This is a genomic window from Pseudomonas sp. GW821-FHT11G12 (genome assembly GCF_058808055.1).
This window is the reverse complement of record NZ_JBXARH010000001.1, coordinates 989,206-1,006,014: the sequence shown is the minus strand read 5'-3', so window position 1 is coordinate 1,006,014 and position 16,809 is coordinate 989,206. Positions and strand designations below refer to the sequence as shown.

Here is a 16,809-nt window from a genome sequence, read left to right as displayed (position 1 = left end):
CGCTCTTCTATGCCGCAGTTCTTTATCGACCGCCCGGTGTTCGCCTGGGTCGTCGCGTTGTTCATCCTGTTGGCCGGTGCGCTGGCCATCCCGCAATTGCCGGTGGCGCAGTACCCCGACGTCGCGCCGCCGCAGATCGAAATCTATGCCGTGTACCCGGGTGCCTCGGCGCAGACCGTCGACGAGAGCGTGGTCAGCCTGATCGAGGAAGAGCTCAACGGCGCCGATCACCTGCTGTATTTCGAATCGCAGAGCAGCCTCGGCAGCGCCACGATCAAAGCCACGTTCCAGCCGGGCACCAACCCGGAACTGGCGCAGGTTGATGTGCAGAACCGCCTCAAGGTGGTCGAGTCGCGTCTGCCGCAAGCGGTCAACCAGCAAGGCTTGCAGGTGGAGAAAGTCTCCGCCGGTTTCCTGCTGCTGATCACCCTGACTTCCAGCGACGGCAAACTCGACGACGTAGCGCTCAGCGATTACCTGGCGCGCAACGTGATGAACGAGATCAAGCGCATCGACGGCGTCGGTAAAGCCCAGTTGTATGGCGCCGAACGGGCGATGCGGATCTGGGTTGATCCGCAGAAGCTGATCGGTTTCAACCTGACGCCGGCCGACGTCAACGCCGCCATCGTCGCGCAGAACGCTCAAGTATCGGCGGGCAGCATTGGCGATCTGCCAAACCCGAGCACCCAGGAAATCACCGCGACAATTCTGGTCAAGGGTCAATTGTCGACGCCGGAAGAATTTGCCGACATCGTGCTCAAGGCCAATCCGGACGGTTCCACCGTGCGCATCAAGGATGTGGCGCGGGTCGAGATCGGCAGCCAGGAATACCAGTTTGGCACCCGTCTGAACGGCAAGCCGTCCACCGCCGTCGGCGTGCAACTGGCGCCGGGCGCCAACGCCCTCAGCACCGCGACCTTGATCCGGGCGAAGATGGATGAACTGTCGCGCTACTTCCCGGCGGGCGTGGAATACAAGATTCCCTACGACACTTCGCCGTTCGTGAAGGTCTCGATCACCAAAGTGGTCTACACCCTCGGCGAAGCCATGCTGCTGGTGTTCGCGGTGATGTTCCTGTTCCTGCAGAACATCCGCTACACGCTGATCCCGACGCTGGTGGTGCCAGTGGCGCTGATGGGCACCTTCGCGACGATGCTGGCGCTGGGTTTCTCGATCAACGTGCTGACCATGTTCGGCATGGTGTTGGCCATTGGCATTCTGGTGGACGACGCCATCGTAGTGGTGGAGAACGTCGAACGGATCATGGCCACCGAAGGCCTGTCACCGAAAGAGGCGACGCGCAAGGCGATGACCCAGATCACCGGCGCGATCATCGGCATCACGCTGGTGCTGGTGGCGGTGTTCATTCCGATGGCGTTCATGCAGGGTTCGGTGGGCGTCATCTATCGCCAGTTCTCGCTGTCGATGGCCACCTCGATTCTGTTCTCGGCATTCCTCGCCCTGACCTTGACCCCGGCCTTGTGCGCAACCTTGCTCAAGCCGATTGCCAAGGGCGAACATCACGAGAAAACCGGGTTCTTCGGCTGGTTCAACCGCCGCTTCGAGCAACTGACCGATCGCTATCAGGGCTGGGTCGGTTACGCACTGAAACGCACCGGTCGTTATCTGCTGATTTACGTTGTGCTGCTGGTGGGTCTGGGCCTGTGCTTCGCGCGCCTGCCCTCCTCGTTCCTGCCGGTCGAGGATCAGGGTTACACCATCACCGACATTCAACTGCCACCCGGTGCGAGCAAGAACCGCACGGTGCAGGTGGTCGAGCAGATCGAAGCGCACAACGCCGGCGAACCGGGTGTCGGCGACAGCACCGTGATCCTCGGCTTCAGTTTCTCCGGCAGCGGGCAGAACGCTGCGCTGGCGTTCACCACGCTCAAGGACTGGTCGCAGCGTGGTCAAGACGACTCGGCGAGCTCGATTGCCGACCGCGCCAACATTGCCCTCAGCCAGATCAAGGACGCCGTGGCCTTCGCCGTGCTGCCGCCACCCGTGGATGGCCTTGGCACGTCCAGCGGCTTCGAGTTTCGCTTGCAGGATCGCGGTGGCCTTGGTCATGCGACCTTGATGGAGGCGCGCACCCAGCTGCTGGCCGCCGCCGAGAAAAGCCCGATCCTGATGAACGTGCGTGAAAGCGCGCTGGCCGAAGCACCGCAAGTGCAACTGGAAGTGGACCGCAAGCAGGCCAATGCCCTGGGAGTTTCGTTCGCTGACGTCGGCAACGTGCTGTCCACTGCCATCGGTTCCTCGTACGTCAACGACTTCCCCAATCAGGGGCGGATGCAACGCGTGGTCGTTCAGGCTGAAGGCGATCGCCGCAGTCAGGTCGATGACCTGCTGAGAATGCACGTGCGCAACGACGCCGGAAAAATGGTGCCGCTGTCGGCGTTCGTGAGAGCCACATGGACTCAAGGCCCCGCGCAGCTGACCCGCTACAACGGCTACCCGGCGATCTCGATTTCCGGCGAGCCGAAACCCGGCCACAGCACCGGCGAAGCCATGGCGGAAATCGAACGGCTCGTTGCCCAAGGCCCGAAAGGTCTGGGCCAGGAATGGACCGGTCTGTCGTTGCAGGAACGTTTGTCCGGCAGTCAGGCGCCGATTCTGCTGGGTCTGTCGCTGTTGATCGTGTTCCTGTGCCTGGCGGCGTTGTATGAGAGCTGGTCGATTCCGACTTCCGTGCTGCTCGTTGTGCCGCTCGGTGTACTCGGCGCGGTGCTGGCAGTGACCCTGCGCGGGATGCCCAACGATGTTTTCTTCAAGGTCGGCCTGATCACCATCATCGGCCTGTCGGCGAAAAACGCGATCCTGATCATCGAGTTTGCCAAGAGTCTGTATGACGAAGGTCACGATCTGATTGATGCCACGTTGCAAGCCGCTCGCCTGCGGTTGCGGCCGATTGTCATGACGTCGCTGGCGTTCATTCTGGGTGTGGTGCCGCTGGCGATTGCCACGGGCGCGAGTTCGGCAAGTCAGCAGGCGATTGGTACCGGGGTGATTGGCGGGATGATTACGGCCACTTTGGCGGTGATATTTGTGCCGGTGTTCTTCGTTGTCGTGATCAAGCTTGTGCGCAGGTTTGCCAAGCCTGATTGATTGTCCGCTCCCCGCGCGGTGGCCAGAGGTCGCCGCGCTGGGCTAAGGTGTCTGAACCACCCTGGCCCATCGAGTCCCCATGCGCTTCCTCGCCCGAACCCACCCTCGCCTCTCCGCCGCCGCCCTGTTCGGCCTTGCCGTCGGCCTGCTGGTACCCGCCGATTCCGTCATCAGTAAAATCCTCATCGGCTGGAATGCCGGGGTCTGGACTTATCTGGCGCTGATGCTCTGGCTTACTGCCCGATCCAAGGCGCCGGACGTCAAGCAGATCGCCGTCATCGAAGACGAAAACGCCGGGCTGGTGCTGTTCGTGGTGTGTATCGCGGCGCTGGCCAGCCTGGCGGCCATCACGATTGAACTGGCCGGCAGCAAGGACCTGGAAACCACCCGCAAACTGCTGCACTACGGCTTTACCGCACTGACGGTCATCGGCTCATGGCTGCTGATCGGGGTGATTTTCTGCGTGCACTACGCCCGGCTGTTTTACACCTGGGACGGCAAGGAGCCGGCGCTGCGCTTTGCCGAAGGCCTGACCACGCCCAACTATTGGGACTTTCTGTACTTCTCGTTCACCATCGGTGTGGCTGTGCAGACGGCGGATGTGGGCGTTGCGACCCGTGAGATCCGCAAGATCGTGTTGGCGCAGTCGTTGATCGGATTTGTGTTCAATACGGCGATTCTGGGGTTTTCGATCAATATTGCTGCCGGGTTGTTTGGCTAAAAGCTGTTTGTACCCATCGCAGGTCAACGGGCAACCCTCATTAAACAATCACATAAAAAGCGTGCTGTACACCTGTCAACTCTGACAGTTTACAGAGCCGTCTACTTGGCATCTGATGGGCTATCCCGCCTGCTGTTTCAAATGGCGAGATATCACTTGTCATGACAGCGGAGACTGTATCAATGAACGCATTAGCGAAAGTGGCACAACAATCTGTGATGGTGGGAACATGCACGGGAACAATCAACGGTACCGAGCCTTTTGATGCGGGCCTGGTGGTGCTTTCAAAAGCAACTTATCCCCTGCCGCACGGCGAAGCACACGTCATGCAGGCCACTCAGCGAGGGCCGGCACCGGATTTCAAGACAAAGGAACTGAAAGTTTCATTTTCCGTGGACAAACCGTGTAACTCTTATGGACTGTTCCCTGATGCCTACACTGTCCGAGTGATTTACGTGGATAGTTCGGATAGCGACAAACCGATTGCCTATACACAGCGCCAAGGTGTCGCGAAAGTTGCTTTCCACTCACAGCAATCGGTTTTTTGCGGCGAGGTCGCCGTCACACTTGAAAACCTGGATGAGGACACCCCAAAAACGGTCAATCTGAAATTCAAATTCAAGGCTATGCCTACGCCACCACAGAGACGAATTCATCGCCGTCCTTCGTCAGGTAAAACACCTCGTATTGAGCCTGGCTCTCAGTCTGGTTCTGAATCTTGCTCGTGCTCTTGCTGAACGATCAGCAGCCATCAGCTTGTTAAAACGAAAGGGAGGCCGAGGCCTCCCTTTCATATAGGCTGACACCTCTCAGCTGTCGTCAAAACGCGTATCGCAGGCCAAGTGTCAATCCAGCCGGTTGACGGAAGTTCTTGCCGTCACTGTATTCATAGTCCGCATGCATCTGCAGCTTGTCCGTCACAGAAGCGGCGACACCCGCCCCGAACATTCCGCGTGCCCCTGAGAGGTCATTCTTGAATACATTGTTGTTGACCTTCACTTCATTGTTCCTGGCGAACTCATATGCACCGCCAACCCGAACGTAAGGCTGAACCTCAAAGTCATTGTTCAGCTTGAAGTTGCGACCCGCAGTCACGCCTGCTTCTCCCAACAAAGATCGTGCACGTCCACCATCGGCCTGCAGGTCGTTGTCCAGTGAAAAGCTTTTGCCTTGAATCACCACCGCCGACCACTTTGTGAACGGTTCAATGAAGTAGCCGTCGTCAAATTTGATATGTCGACCGAACTCCACCGATCCGCCTACGCCCGTATTGTCGTAGTCGCCTTTGGCGCGGGAGCCATCGCTCAAACCAACCTTGGCATCGTTGTTGAAACGGTTCACTTTCAGGACCGCATCCACGTAGTAGCCACTTTTCGGCGCCATCCAGATCGCGTATGCGCCGCCGTAGACACTCTTGACGTTGCCAGAGGTGCCAGCATCCAGATTCAGATCCGAGTCACTTTGGCCGCCCATGATCCCGACGACCCAATCCTCTGCCAGTGCAGCATCGGTACCGAGGGTGAATCCACGTTGAGTTTGCTTATAGCCCACACCTGAACCGTCGGCAATTTGAAACTTGTTGCCATAGGCAATTCCCCACGCCCCTGACCGACCCGGGTTGTAACGCAATTCGCCCATCCGGGTTCGCAGTGATTTCAACTCGCCATACCAGGTTGGCAACGGAGTATTGAACAATGCCATGACTGACCGCGCTGCCGGGCTGACGGTGCGTGTACTTGGATCAAGAATCCAGTCATTGCCACTCTTGGCCAAGGCATAGGAGTAAGCCCCTTGGTCGGTCACATTTCCCGTCAACGAAAACTCGGCGGTTCCGCCATTTGTTTTGACAACGGTCACGGGCTGACCGGCAGCCGGCTCGGTGCCACTGCTGGAGATGAGCAATTGGTGAGAACCGCTGGCCGTCCCTGTGACGTTCAACACATCGGTCTGACCGGTCGCCAGATTGGTTGCCATAATGAGCCGGCCGTTGCCCGACAGATCGGTAACGTTCAACTGATAGAACGCATCATCTGCTCCAAACCTCACCGAACCGCCATTGAGCGCGAGCTTTCCGACCTGGCTGTTATCCACGAGCACCCACTGCGAGGTGTCATTGATCGTTGCGCTGGCAACGTTTTCGAGACGGCCGGTCAAGGTGGAGTTGTTCTGCAACGTCAGTCCGGTCGTGCTGCCGGCTTCTGTCACGATGTTGCCCTTCAACGTGCTGCTGTTGACGGTCATCGAGACATCCGCCCCACCCTTGACCTCGAGCAGCGTGTCATTGCTTGCGAGCAATCTCGAATTGTTCAGTGTCAAGGTGGCGGTCGATGTACCGGCGTTGTCGAAATCCACCACGATGGCGGAACCGTTTTTGCCCTGTACGGTGGTGTTGTCCAGATTCAAGGTTGCCGGTGCAACGCCGGTCAGATCCAGATCAATGAAGACACCGTTTTGACCGCCGGTAATCGTGCTGTTTTTAGCGACGCCGTTGGCGCTTTGCAGCCAGAGGCCATATCCCGTGGCGGCGGTGCCTTCCAGTGTCGAGTCGGTGATATTGACCAGACTGTGGGAGGTTGCGAAAGCACCGGCATCGACGCCCTTGATATCGCTGTTGTTCGTAACATTGACCGTCGAACCGTCTTGCGTGCCAAAGAAACGCAAGACCGACAAGCCGAAGGCATCTCCGCTGACCGTGCTGTTGTTGACGTTGCCCAGACTCGAAACAAGCTGCAACCCCGACTGCCCCGCCGTGCCTGTGACAGTGGCGCCGTTCAGGCTCACCGTCGAGTTGTTCGAGGCACTGATCCCCTGGGTGCTGCTTCCGGCATTGACATTCACTGCCGAGTTATCGGCACTGATCGTCAGTGTCTGGGCATTATTGACATTCAATGTAGCGTTCTGACTGAGAAACCAGCTTTCAATGGCATCCCCTGTGTTGACCGTCGCGGTTCCCCCCACCACAGGTGCAGCGCTGGCAAAAGGAGAAATCACCAACAAAGGCAAGCACAGATTTTTGATTGGAAATTGATGGAGTGAACGAAAGTGCATAAAGGCCACCTGCTTCGAGAAAGGATCGAGCACTACGAGACGTCGTCATCTCGTTTTTGAAGGGGCGCAAGACTATCGAGCAACTACGTTTTTTTATGTAGGACTTATCCTTTTTTCGAAGGCGATAAATCGCCCCGCATAAACGGCCAGATCTCGTTGAAATATCAAACGCTCAGGGGGCATGAAATCGAATTCATACCCCCCAAAAACGTTTGAACATTCGATCAAGGAAGCGGATTGGCGACTTCGCAATAGTCGCCATTGTTATCCTCCAGGAATACAAAGTGGACGGCAGAATCCGACTCTGGCACAACGCTTGAAATGGTATAGGTCAGTTTTCCATATCCATTCGATACGGGTTTCAGGTGGGTCATATAATCACCAATCAAGAATTCCATACCCGCCACGGGTGCAGGCGTTGGAACTACGAGAGGGACCGATACTTGGGTTCCTGTAATCGGGTCGTTCGCGCTTGAGTCAGTGAAGCCTCCCCATGTCAGCGTTACCGTGCGCCCACTTACCATTGAAGGACTGAAAGGCACTACGACTTTCAAATTCCGTCGATTGGTACCATCTCCTGGCGGTATGAAGTTCAGTGTCGGACAGGAGATACTGTCAAAGACAAGACCGTCGACCACGGCTTTAGGCAAGTCGACTTTGGTGATGTTGACATCTACATCTTCTTCCAATGAAGAAACCGGGTTGCGGCCCTGCACCTCGAAGAGTGTCCATTTTATCTTGATGGTCCCGTTCGGTTTCAACTCGATGAGATCCCATGGGACTTCGGCCATCTTGATATCCTTGCCTTCATCCCCCGGCGACAAGTAATAATCGGGAGTCAGCGCTACACCGTCATAAAAAACCCTGACAAATTGGCCGGATGCTGCTGGAGGTGTGGGTAACAACTCGACAAAGATATCCGCTTTCTTGCCGTGGTCGTTATCGTCAAGAATATTGTCAATACCTTGAGAGGACACCAGCCGCGGCTTTTTAAAATTCCGATTGACGGGGTCGGGTTCGCCGGGATTCGGGCCGCCGGGTTGGTAGATATTGACGTTGAAAGACGTACTGTGTGTTGCAATGGGCGTCAGGACCCCTTTTCGAAACATCTCATATCTAAACGTTGTTGGAACATCGACGTCCGTCACGCCGTATTCAGCCTTGATGTCTAGATACTTCACGTCAAAAACCAATAATGTGTTGGTGCCAACAAGTTGTTCAGGCCTTATCTCGGTATTCCCCCAATAAGCCCTGATGGAGTCAGTCGGTGTGCTGGGGAGTGGCACTGTAACTTCGCCAGTTACCCCGGTGACGCAGTCTGCAACGTCAATCAGGTCGTCCCCTCCTGTTCCATCTGCCAACGGCACAACAGGTTCCAGCGCCACAGGTGGGGCCAGACGTTCGACGGTACGCTGCTCGGGTTTGGAGCGAAGGCTGATGTTGCCTGCCAGGTCCTTGAATATGATGGTTATTGTATTCAATCCTTCTTTGAGGTCCTGAAGAATGCCAAGCGGGATATTGATGATGCCGGTCGCAGGTATCGCTACGTTTGACATGACTGGCGTGGCATACGCCGGATCAGACGGATTGCCAAAGTAGATGTCGCAAACGTCTGTCGGGTCATAGTTGGCAGCCAGGGTGATCGTGATGTCGATACCGTTTTGGTGTTGCCCCAGATAGGTATCGTCAATCTTCTGGGAAGGTGGCAGGTCCGTGGGGAAAGATATCGCCGGCGGCGACAGGTTGGATGCAGGGGTCTTGATTCGGTAGGGGGCTGTCCGGTCGATGCGGTATTCAGTGATGGCCTCCGGGTTTGGATTGGTCCCACGGGCAAAGAGGATATACACCAGTTTATATACCGTAGGTAGCTCTGGGGTCGGCAGCTCCTTGAGTTCCGCACGTGGAATGGTGAAGGGCATCGGCCATTGACGATTGACAATCGGGCCCAAATTCAAACCTGTGACGAGTGGTATTGGTGTCGGGTTGTTTTCTACACGCAGAAATATACTCAATTTATCATTTCGGTTTGGATCATTCGGGTCGTCATATTCGAAAGGTGGCTTGGGAATTGTAAAGGCCAAATCCGCATTAAGTTTCTCAACACGAATGCGCCCATCACCGGGAATCTGACCGTCAATCGTGGCGCCATCCAGTAAAACAGTGCCACCGCTTTGCAGCGAAACTTTTTTGGTCAATGCCGTATTTGTCACTTTGGTGTTCATGCCATGATCTCCATTTCTCATACATAAAAGCACCTCGTCCAGCTCGCCGCGAAAGTCGGTGCATAGGGGTGAAACTTCGTTCCAATACAATCAAGGGCCGCATGGTTGATTTGAACCTGCCGGGTATCGATCAATCTTGACCACGCCATCCAGCGAAGAGCCAATCAACTTCGAGCCACGATAAATTGAGTACCTGGCCATAGCCGATGCGTTTTTTTCCATGGGTTCTATGTGAGGCACATACGGTTCAACCGTGACAGAGAAACCCAGGGCGATTTCCTGATTGGTCAATATTGGTTTGTCGATTTTTTTATAGGTCCCCGGAATAACCGTTCCGCTGGCATTCGGACTTAAATAACCAAACCACTCGACGGTGCAAGTATCCCCAATCTTGCTAAACGTTGGCAGTGGGGGAACTTTAACTTCCACACCGAACCATATCGCTGGCTGGGTATAACAATTAAATTCCCCCCAAATATTTGCCTTGGGGAAACCTGGCCGCACGAGATCCACGGGAACCGGTGTGTGGTCAATGGTCAAGGGCCGAGGTAGAGACGGGTGTGGGTTATTCAAATAGTTAAGCGTATCGTATAAAAGGACTACATCACCGTCATTGACTAAATACTCAGACCCGATGTGAATAATGATCTCGGGCAAGGTAATCGGTGTTGTGTACTGAGTTGTAGATTTGAATTCTTCGATGCCATTTCGAGTAAGCCGGACGTTCAGCGTGTCCTTTTGACCGTTAGGCGACTGTTGTGGCCAGACTGGAATAACGACATTCATACCGTTCTTCAAAAGATCAGACGGGATCAAAACATCGTTATCGGACATTCCTTCTATTTTTGGAGCGTCGTAAACCAGAATATTGTTGTTGGACATGGTCATTTCCCATCGATTGCCAAGCCTGCGCTGGAATCAATTAGGCGCCAGTTCTCGGTATCGGCCTACTGTCAGATCTGACAGGTAAAACTACCGCCTGTCAGATTTTTCCGATCATTCACTGAATATCCCGGTTGACGTAGCGTGGCTGATGAGGTTTCCTGAAACCGGTTTCACGACGTATAAAAACAAGGTCCATCCACATGAACGACTTCTCCGCCGCCCAGCGCAGCCGCGTGACCATGCTCGACGTCGCCGAACACGCTGGCGTGTCCAAGGCCAGCGTCTCGCGCTTCATCGGCGATGACCGTGCCCTGCTCTCCGATGCCATTGCCCAGCGCATCGAGCTGTCCATTGCCGAACTTGGCTATCGCCCCAATCAGATGGCCCGTGGTTTGAAACGCGGCCGCACCCGCCTGATCGGCATGCTGGTGGCCGATATCCGCAACCCTTATTCGATTGCCGTGATGCACGGGGTGGAAACCGCTTGCCGGCGGCACGGCTACAGCCTGGTGGTGTGCAACACCGACCGCGATGACGAGCAGGAACGCCAGCACCTGGCGCTGCTGCGCTCGTACAACATCGAAGGGCTGATCGTGAACACTCTCGGTCATCACCGGGATGAACTGGATGAGTTGAAGCGGGAAATGCCGCTGGTGCTGGTGGATCGCAAGGTCGACGGGCTCGACAGCGACATGGTCGGGCTGAACAACCCGCGGGCCATCGAAATGGCGCTGGAGCATCTTCAGCAGCGTGGCTATCGCGATGTACTGCTGGTGACTGAACCCTATGACGGCACCAGTTCGCGGATCGAGCGGGTCAGCAGTTTTCAGCAACAGATCGGCCAGCGCCAACGCATGAACGGCGCGGTGCTGGAAACCGGTTCGAGCCTTGCGAACGATCTTCAAACCTTTTTGAACACACCTGATTCAGGCCCGAAATCCCTGTTCTGTGCCAATGGCGTGGCGGCGCTGGCCTGCACGTTGGCCTTGCGCGAGATTGGCTGCCGGTTGTTCGAGGATGTCGGGGTGATCGCGCTGGATGATCTGGATTGGTATCCGTTGGTGGGCAGCGGGATTACTGCCCTCGCCCAGCCTACAGAGGAGATTGGTGCGCGGGCGTTTGAGTGTTTGCTCAAGCGTTTGCGTGGGGATGATGAACTGGCGCGTGTGATGGATTTTTCGCCGGTGTTGATTGAGCGCGGTTCGACCCGTGGATTCTGTGGTGACTGACACGGCCTCTTCGACTTGCCCGCGAAGAGGCCCGAAAGAGCACCGCACAACTTGCTGATTTTTTTTGAACAAAAATGAAACCGGTTTCAGAGGTAGATAACAATGAATAAACCTGCCGTTTCCATCAGCCTGTCCAGCTACGGCGCCGACCTGGTTCGCCGTCGCGGCCAAGGCTCGTTCATCGAGGTGCTGGCCGCATCCGGCGCCAATCGCATCGAATGGCGCGAAGAGCTGCTGACCAACGAAGTCCCGGAACAACTCTCCACCGGTGCGCAAGTTCAAGGCCTGCAAAGCATCTATTCCTCGCCCACCGAACTGTGGCTGGCCGGCCAGTCACGCCCCAATCCCGAACTCATCACCGCGCTGCAAAACGCCGAAGCGTTCGGTTCGAAGTGGCTGAAAGTGTCGCTGGGCTTCTTCACCGACAACAACGATCTGCAGACGCTGGCGCAAATCCTTGCGCAAAGTCCGGTGCAACTACTGGTGGAGAACGATCAGACCTTGCATGGCGGTCGCATCGAACCGTTCCAGCGCTTCTTCGCCGCCGTCGAGCAACACAACCTGCCGATCAAAATGACCTTCGATATCGGCAACTGGCAGTGGCAAGACCAGTCCGCCAGCAGCGCCGCACGGTTGTTGGGCCGTCACGTCGGCTATGTGCATTGCAAAGCCGTGGCCCGCCGTGCCGACGGCAAACTGGTAGCGGTGCCTCCGGCCGCCACTGACCTGCATCTGTGGGAACAACTGCTGCGGCATATGGCCCAAGGGGTCATGCGCGCCGTCGAATACCCGTTGCAGGGCGATGACCTGGTGCAACTCACTACCGAACACGTCGCCGCCCTCGCCCGCCTCGGCCAGTCCCGCCTGGAGCCAGCTCATGCCTGAGATCGATATTCTGTCGTTCGGCGAAACCATGGCCATGTTTGTCGCCGAACAGAGCGGCGATCTGGCATTCGTCGACCAGTTCCACAGGCGGATTGCCGGGGCCGACAGCAATGTGGCCATCGGCTTGTCACGACTGGGTTTCAACGTTGCGTGGCTGAGTCGGGTCGGCGCCGATTCACTAGGCCGCTTCGTGGTCGAAACCCTGCACCGGGAAGGTCTGGATTGCAGCCACGTTGAAGTCGATCCAGCACACCCGACCGGTTTCCAGCTCAAGTCGCGCAACGATGACGGCAGCGATCCGACGGTCGAGTATTTCCGTCGAGGTTCGGCAGCCAGTCATCTGTCGCCGCAGTCGATCAGCCCGACGCTGTTAAGCGCCCGGCATCTGCACGCCACCGGCATTCCACCGGCGCTGTCCGCATCGGCACGGGAAATGTCCCATGAACTGATGACCCGCATGCGCAACGCCGGGCGCAGCGTGTCGTTCGACCCGAACCTGCGCCCGAGCCTGTGGGCCAATGAGCGGGAGATGATCAGCGAGATCAACCGTCTCGCCACCCTCGCCCACTGGGTGTTGCCGGGGTTGAGCGAAGGTCGCTTGCTGACCGGATTTGATGATCCGGCAGACATCGCCGCGTTTTATCTGGATCAGGGTGCCGAGGCCGTGGCGATCAAGCTCGGGCCGCAGGGTGCGTATTACCGCACGCATCTGGATCAGGGTTTTGTAGCCGGTGTGCCGGTTGAAACCGTGGTCGATACGGTCGGCGCCGGGGATGGATTTGCGGTGGGGATGATCAGTGCCCTGCTGGAGCACCTGAGTTTTCCCGAAGCCGTCAGACGCGCCAACTGGATTGGCAGCCGGGCGGTGCAGAGCCGTGGCGACATGGAGGGTTTGCCGACCCGATCCGAACTCACCGCTGATCGTTCCCACGCTCCTGCGTGGGAATGCAGCCCGTGACGCTCTGCGTCACATGGGACGCAGAGCGTCCCCGGAGGCGTTCCCACGCAGAGCGTGGGAACGAGCAAGCAATAAACCATTGAACCTGCTGCGACAAAAACAACAAGCTCAGGAGCAAGACCATGAAAACCGCAACCCTCGCCACCCGCCGCTGGTGGTACATCATGCCGATCGTGTTCATCACCTACAGCCTGGCGTACCTCGACCGCGCCAATTACGGTTTCGCCGCCGCGTCCGGAATGGCTGCCGACCTGATGATCACCCCGGGCCTGTCCTCGCTGCTCGGCGCGCTGTTCTTCCTCGGTTACTTTTTCTTCCAGGTGCCCGGCGCGATCTACGCGCAAAAGCACAGCGTGAAGAAACTGATCTTCGTCAGCCTGATCCTCTGGGGCGGGCTCGCCACGTTGACCGGCGTGGTCTCCAATGCCTATTGGCTGATCGTCATCCGCTTCATGCTCGGCGTGGTCGAAGCGGCGGTGATGCCGGCGATGCTGGTGTACCTGTGCCACTGGTTCACCCGCGCCGAACGCTCCCGGGCCAATACCTTCCTGATCCTCGGCAACCCGGTAACCATGCTGTGGATGTCGGTGGTTTCGGGGTACCTGGTGCAGCATTTCAGCTGGCGCTGGATGTTCATCATCGAAGGGTTGCCGGCGGTGCTTTGGGCATTCATCTGGTGGAAACTCGCCGATGATCGTCCGGCTCAGGCCAAGTGGCTGAGCGACCGGGAAAAGCACGATCTGGAAAGCGCTCTCGCCGCCGAACAGGTCGGGATCAAAGCGGTGAAGAACTACGCCGAAGCCTTCCGCTCGCCAAAGGTGATCATCCTGGCGCTGCAATTCTTCTGCTGGAGCATCGGCGTCTACGGCTTTGTGTTGTGGCTGCCGTCGATCCTCAAGGCCGGCGCGCAGATGGACATGATCGAGGCCGGCTGGCTGTCGGCATTGCCGTATCTGGCGGCAGTGATCGGCATGCTGCTGGTGTCGTGGGGCTCGGACAAGCTGCAAAAGCGCAAACGCTTTGTCTGGCCGCCGCTGCTGATTGCCTCGGTGGCGTTCTACGGCTCCTACGCTTTGGGCGCGGAGCATTTCTGGTGGTCATACACGCTGCTGGTGATTGCCGGCGCCTGCATGTACGCGCCCTACGGGCCGTTCTTCGCCATCGTGCCGGAGATCCTGCCAGCCAACGTTGCCGGTGGTGCCATGGCGCTGATCAACAGCATGGGCGCCCTCGGTTCGTTTGGCGGCTCGTATCTGGTCGGCTACCTGAACAGCTCCACCGGTTCGCCCGGCGCTTCGTACCTGTTGATGAGCGGCGCGCTGATGCTCTCGGTGGTACTGACGATTTTCCTCAAGCCCGGCGCCAGCGACCGGGTGACGGCCAAGCGAGTCGCACCGCGTCCGCTGCCGGCCCACTCCTGAATTGATAGAGAGATCACTGCGATGAAAAAGCAGGTTGTGTTGTACAAGAAACTTTCGCCTTCTCTGATGGCGCGTCTGCAAGAACAGGTTGATGTAACGCTGATCGACAGCCTCGACGCGGATGGTCTGATGAAACTGCGTGACGCCCTGCCCGCCGCCCACGGTCTGCTTGGCGCCAGCCTGAAACTGGACGCAGCGCTGCTCGATCTGGCGCCGCAGCTTGAAGCGATTTCCAGCGTCTCGGTGGGTGTCGACAACTACGACATCGACTACCTGAGCCGGCGCCGGATCCTGCTGACCAACACCCCGGACGTCCTCACCGAAACCACCGCCGACACCGGTTTCGCGCTGATCCTGGCCACCGCCCGGCGGGTGGTGGAACTGGCGAACATGGTGCGCGGCGGTCACTGGCATCGCAGCATCGGCCCGGCGCATTTCGGTACCGATGTGCACGGCAAGATGCTGGGCATCATCGGCATGGGTCGGATCGGCGAGGCGTTGGCGCAGCGTGGGCATTTCGGATTTGGCATGCCGGTGATCTATCACAGTCAGTCGCGCAAACCGGCGGTTGAAGCGCGGTTCGATGCGCAGTACCGCAGCCTGGAGGATCTGTTGCAGCAGGCGGACTTCATCTGCCTGACATTGCCGCTGACTGCGCAGACTGAAGGCTTGATCGGCGCCGAACAGTTCGCGTTGATGCGCCCGGAAAGCATCTTCATCAACATCTCCCGGGGCAAGGTGGTGGACGAAGCCGCGATGATCGAAGCGTTGCGGCATAACCGGATTCGCGCGGCGGGGCTGGATGTGTTTGAACGCGAGCCGCTGAATCACGATTCGCCGTTATTGCAGTTGAACAACGTCGTGGCAACGCCGCACATGGGGTCGGCGACCCACGAAACGCGCGAAGCCATGGCGCGGTGTGCGGTGGAGAATCTGTTGGCGGTGCTGGCGGGAGAAAGGCCCGCCAACCTGGTGAATCCCCTCCCTTGATTGATCGTTCCCACGCTCCGCGTGGGAATGCAGCCCGGGACGCTCCGCGTCCCTTCCAGAGCTGGAACGCAGAGCGTCCCTTGAGGCATTCCCACGCAGAGCGTGGGAACGATCAGGAGTAAACCTCAGGGAACGATCAGCGTAAGCGGTCAGGCGCTGCGCACTTGCAAAAGTTGCGCAGCGCACAAGGCAATCCTTGAACACGCATCCGCCAGTTTCACCCGATCCACCACCAGCCCGATGCGAATATGCCCCGCCGCACTCGGCCCGAACGCCTCACCGGCCAGCACAGAAACCCCATACCCCTCCAGTAATTGCTCGGCAAAGTCCTGCGCGCCGATCCCGGTCTGGCGCACATCGACCATCACGAACATCCCGCCATCCGGTTTGATCGGGTACAACCCCGGACAGCCGCGCAACCGTTCGCACACCAGATCCCGGCGCAAACGGTATTCCTCGCGCATCTGCGTCACTTCAGGCAGATCTTTCTCCAGCGCCACTTGCGCCGCTTTCTGCACAAAGTCCGGCAGACCGAACAGCATGCTCAGCGACAGATTCACCAGATGTTCGGCCAAGGGTTTCGGTCCGATCATCCAGCCTATGCGCCACCCGGTCATGGCGTGGGATTTGGACAGGCTGTTGATGGTCGCCGTGCGCTCGGCCATGCCCGGCAGGCTCGCCGGGCTGACGTGTTCACCTTCGTATAACAATTCGCTGTAGACCTCATCGCTGATCAGCCACAGGTCATGACGAATGCACAGCGCCGCCAGCTCCTGCCAGATCAACAGCGACAGACTGGCGCCGGAAGGGTTGTTGGGACTGTTGAGCAGCATGGCTCGGGTCCTGGGGGTGATCCGCGCCGAAACATCCGCCGGGTCGACTCGAAAGCCGTTTTCCGGACGAACCGGCACTGGCACCACGGTCGCGCCGCAAGCGCCAAACACGCCTTCGTAGGTGACATACATGGGTTCGGCGACGATGACTTCATCGCCCGGATCGAGCAGACACTGCGCCACCGAATACACCGCGCATTGCGCGCCGGGCAGCACGATCACATGGTCGGCATCGACATCCTGGCCGCTGCGTCGCCGATGGCGCTCGGCAATCCGCTTGCGCAGCTCCAGCCGGCCACGCACTTCGGAATAATGGGTATCGCCTGCCAACAGGCTGTCGATGGCGCCGTGGATGATCGGTAGCGGCGTATCGAAATCCGGATCACCCACAGACAGCAGCAAGACATCAATGCCCCCGGCGCGCAGCTCCAGCGCTCGGTCGTGAATCCGCCAGGCCGCTGCTCCCTCCCCGGCGATTCGTTGGGTCAAGGCTGAATAGCGCATGTACG

12 protein-coding genes are annotated in these 16,809 nt (G+C 58.0%); 8 read left to right on the top strand and 4 right to left on the bottom strand.

The features are described from left to right. The first annotated feature begins 9 nt into the window (after positions 1 to 9). The 3 genes from AC1RR7_RS04540 (at position 10) to AC1RR7_RS04530 (ending at position 4,566) form a co-directional block, all read left to right on the top strand. Positions 10 to 3,108, top strand: a complete 3,099-nt coding sequence (locus tag AC1RR7_RS04540) for a multidrug efflux RND transporter permease subunit (protein WP_493156312.1) — start codon at positions 10 to 12, stop codon at positions 3,106 to 3,108. A gap of 79 nt (positions 3,109 to 3,187) precedes the next feature. Then, a complete protein-coding gene (locus tag AC1RR7_RS04535; protein WP_192558085.1) occupies positions 3,188 to 3,829 on the top strand; it encodes a DUF1345 domain-containing protein in 642 nt (213 codons plus the stop codon). A gap of 182 nt (positions 3,830 to 4,011) precedes the next feature. Beyond that, the gene (locus AC1RR7_RS04530) at positions 4,012 to 4,566 is read left to right on the top strand and encodes a hypothetical protein (protein ID WP_146013109.1); all 555 of its coding nucleotides are present in this window, start codon (positions 4,012 to 4,014) and stop codon (positions 4,564 to 4,566) included. Between the two features lie 82 nt (positions 4,567 to 4,648). Here the strand turns inward: AC1RR7_RS04530 and AC1RR7_RS04525 are convergent, their stop codons facing one another. From AC1RR7_RS04525 to AC1RR7_RS04515, 3 genes are all read right to left on the bottom strand, one after another. Continuing rightward, positions 4,649 to 6,910 carry an autotransporter outer membrane beta-barrel domain-containing protein gene (locus tag AC1RR7_RS04525; RefSeq protein ID WP_493156310.1) on the bottom strand — a complete coding sequence of 754 codons (2,262 nt, stop codon included), beginning with the start codon at positions 6,908 to 6,910 and terminating at the stop codon, positions 4,649 to 4,651. Positions 6,911 to 7,101: 191 nt separating this feature from the next. Beyond that, on the bottom strand, positions 7,102 to 9,099 hold the full coding sequence (locus AC1RR7_RS04520; RefSeq protein ID WP_493156308.1) for a hypothetical protein: 1,998 nt from the start codon (positions 9,097 to 9,099) through the stop codon (positions 7,102 to 7,104). A gap of 90 nt (positions 9,100 to 9,189) precedes the next feature. Continuing rightward, the gene (locus AC1RR7_RS04515; RefSeq protein WP_146013108.1) at positions 9,190 to 9,981 is read right to left on the bottom strand and encodes a hypothetical protein; all 792 of its coding nucleotides are present in this window, start codon (positions 9,979 to 9,981) and stop codon (positions 9,190 to 9,192) included. A gap of 203 nt (positions 9,982 to 10,184) precedes the next feature. Here AC1RR7_RS04515 and AC1RR7_RS04510 point away from each other — a divergent pair, with 203 nt between their 5' ends. The 5 genes from AC1RR7_RS04510 to AC1RR7_RS04490 all read left to right on the top strand — a co-directional run bounded on the left by AC1RR7_RS04510 (position 10,185) and on the right by AC1RR7_RS04490 (position 15,467). Beyond that, complete coding sequence (locus AC1RR7_RS04510) at positions 10,185 to 11,213, top strand: LacI family DNA-binding transcriptional regulator (RefSeq protein WP_493156306.1); 1,029 nt, start codon at positions 10,185 to 10,187, stop codon at positions 11,211 to 11,213. 102 nt (positions 11,214 to 11,315) lie between these two features. Continuing rightward, positions 11,316 to 12,098 (top strand): sugar phosphate isomerase/epimerase family protein, encoded by a 783-nt coding sequence (locus AC1RR7_RS04505; RefSeq protein WP_493156304.1) that lies wholly within the window; start codon positions 11,316 to 11,318, stop codon positions 12,096 to 12,098. After that, complete coding sequence (locus AC1RR7_RS04500) at positions 12,091 to 13,056, top strand: sugar kinase (protein ID WP_493156302.1); 966 nt, start codon at positions 12,091 to 12,093, stop codon at positions 13,054 to 13,056. Before AC1RR7_RS04505 ends, AC1RR7_RS04500 begins: the two co-directional genes overlap by 8 nt. A gap of 122 nt (positions 13,057 to 13,178) precedes the next feature. Continuing rightward, on the top strand, positions 13,179 to 14,477 hold the full coding sequence (locus tag AC1RR7_RS04495; RefSeq protein ID WP_102622667.1) for an MFS transporter: 1,299 nt from the start codon (positions 13,179 to 13,181) through the stop codon (positions 14,475 to 14,477). 21 nt (positions 14,478 to 14,498) lie between these two features. Further along, a complete protein-coding gene (locus AC1RR7_RS04490; RefSeq protein WP_493156300.1) occupies positions 14,499 to 15,467 on the top strand; it encodes a 2-hydroxyacid dehydrogenase in 969 nt (322 codons plus the stop codon). Between the two features lie 149 nt (positions 15,468 to 15,616). Here AC1RR7_RS04490 and AC1RR7_RS04485 read toward each other — a convergent pair whose 3' ends face one another. Continuing rightward, positions 15,617 to 16,804 (bottom strand): pyridoxal phosphate-dependent aminotransferase, encoded by a 1,188-nt coding sequence (locus AC1RR7_RS04485; protein ID WP_102622669.1) that lies wholly within the window; start codon positions 16,802 to 16,804, stop codon positions 15,617 to 15,619. Between the last annotated feature and the right edge of the window lie 5 nt (positions 16,805 to 16,809).

Bases quoted from the DNA above. Each gene is read 5' to 3' on its own strand.
- AC1RR7_RS04540 (WP_493156312.1), top strand. From the start codon at position 10: ATGCCGCAGTTCTTTATCGACCGCCCGGTGTTCGCCTGGGTCGTCGCG.
- AC1RR7_RS04535 (WP_192558085.1), top strand. From the start codon at position 3,188: ATGCGCTTCCTCGCCCGAACCCACCCTCGCCTCTCCGCCGCCGCCCTG.
- AC1RR7_RS04530 (WP_146013109.1), top strand. From the start codon at position 4,012: ATGAACGCATTAGCGAAAGTGGCACAACAATCTGTGATGGTGGGAACA.
- AC1RR7_RS04520 (WP_493156308.1), bottom strand. From the start codon at position 9,099: ATGAACACCAAAGTGACAAATACGGCATTGACCAAAAAAGTTTCGCTG.
- AC1RR7_RS04515 (WP_146013108.1), bottom strand. From the start codon at position 9,981: ATGTCCAACAACAATATTCTGGTTTACGACGCTCCAAAAATAGAAGGA.
- AC1RR7_RS04510 (WP_493156306.1), top strand. From the start codon at position 10,185: ATGAACGACTTCTCCGCCGCCCAGCGCAGCCGCGTGACCATGCTCGAC.
- AC1RR7_RS04505 (WP_493156304.1), top strand. From the start codon at position 11,316: ATGAATAAACCTGCCGTTTCCATCAGCCTGTCCAGCTACGGCGCCGAC.
- AC1RR7_RS04500 (WP_493156302.1), top strand. From the start codon at position 12,091: ATGCCTGAGATCGATATTCTGTCGTTCGGCGAAACCATGGCCATGTTT.
- AC1RR7_RS04495 (WP_102622667.1), top strand. From the start codon at position 13,179: ATGAAAACCGCAACCCTCGCCACCCGCCGCTGGTGGTACATCATGCCG.
- AC1RR7_RS04490 (WP_493156300.1), top strand. From the start codon at position 14,499: ATGAAAAAGCAGGTTGTGTTGTACAAGAAACTTTCGCCTTCTCTGATG.
- AC1RR7_RS04485 (WP_102622669.1), bottom strand. From the start codon at position 16,804: ATGCGCTATTCAGCCTTGACCCAACGAATCGCCGGGGAGGGAGCAGCG.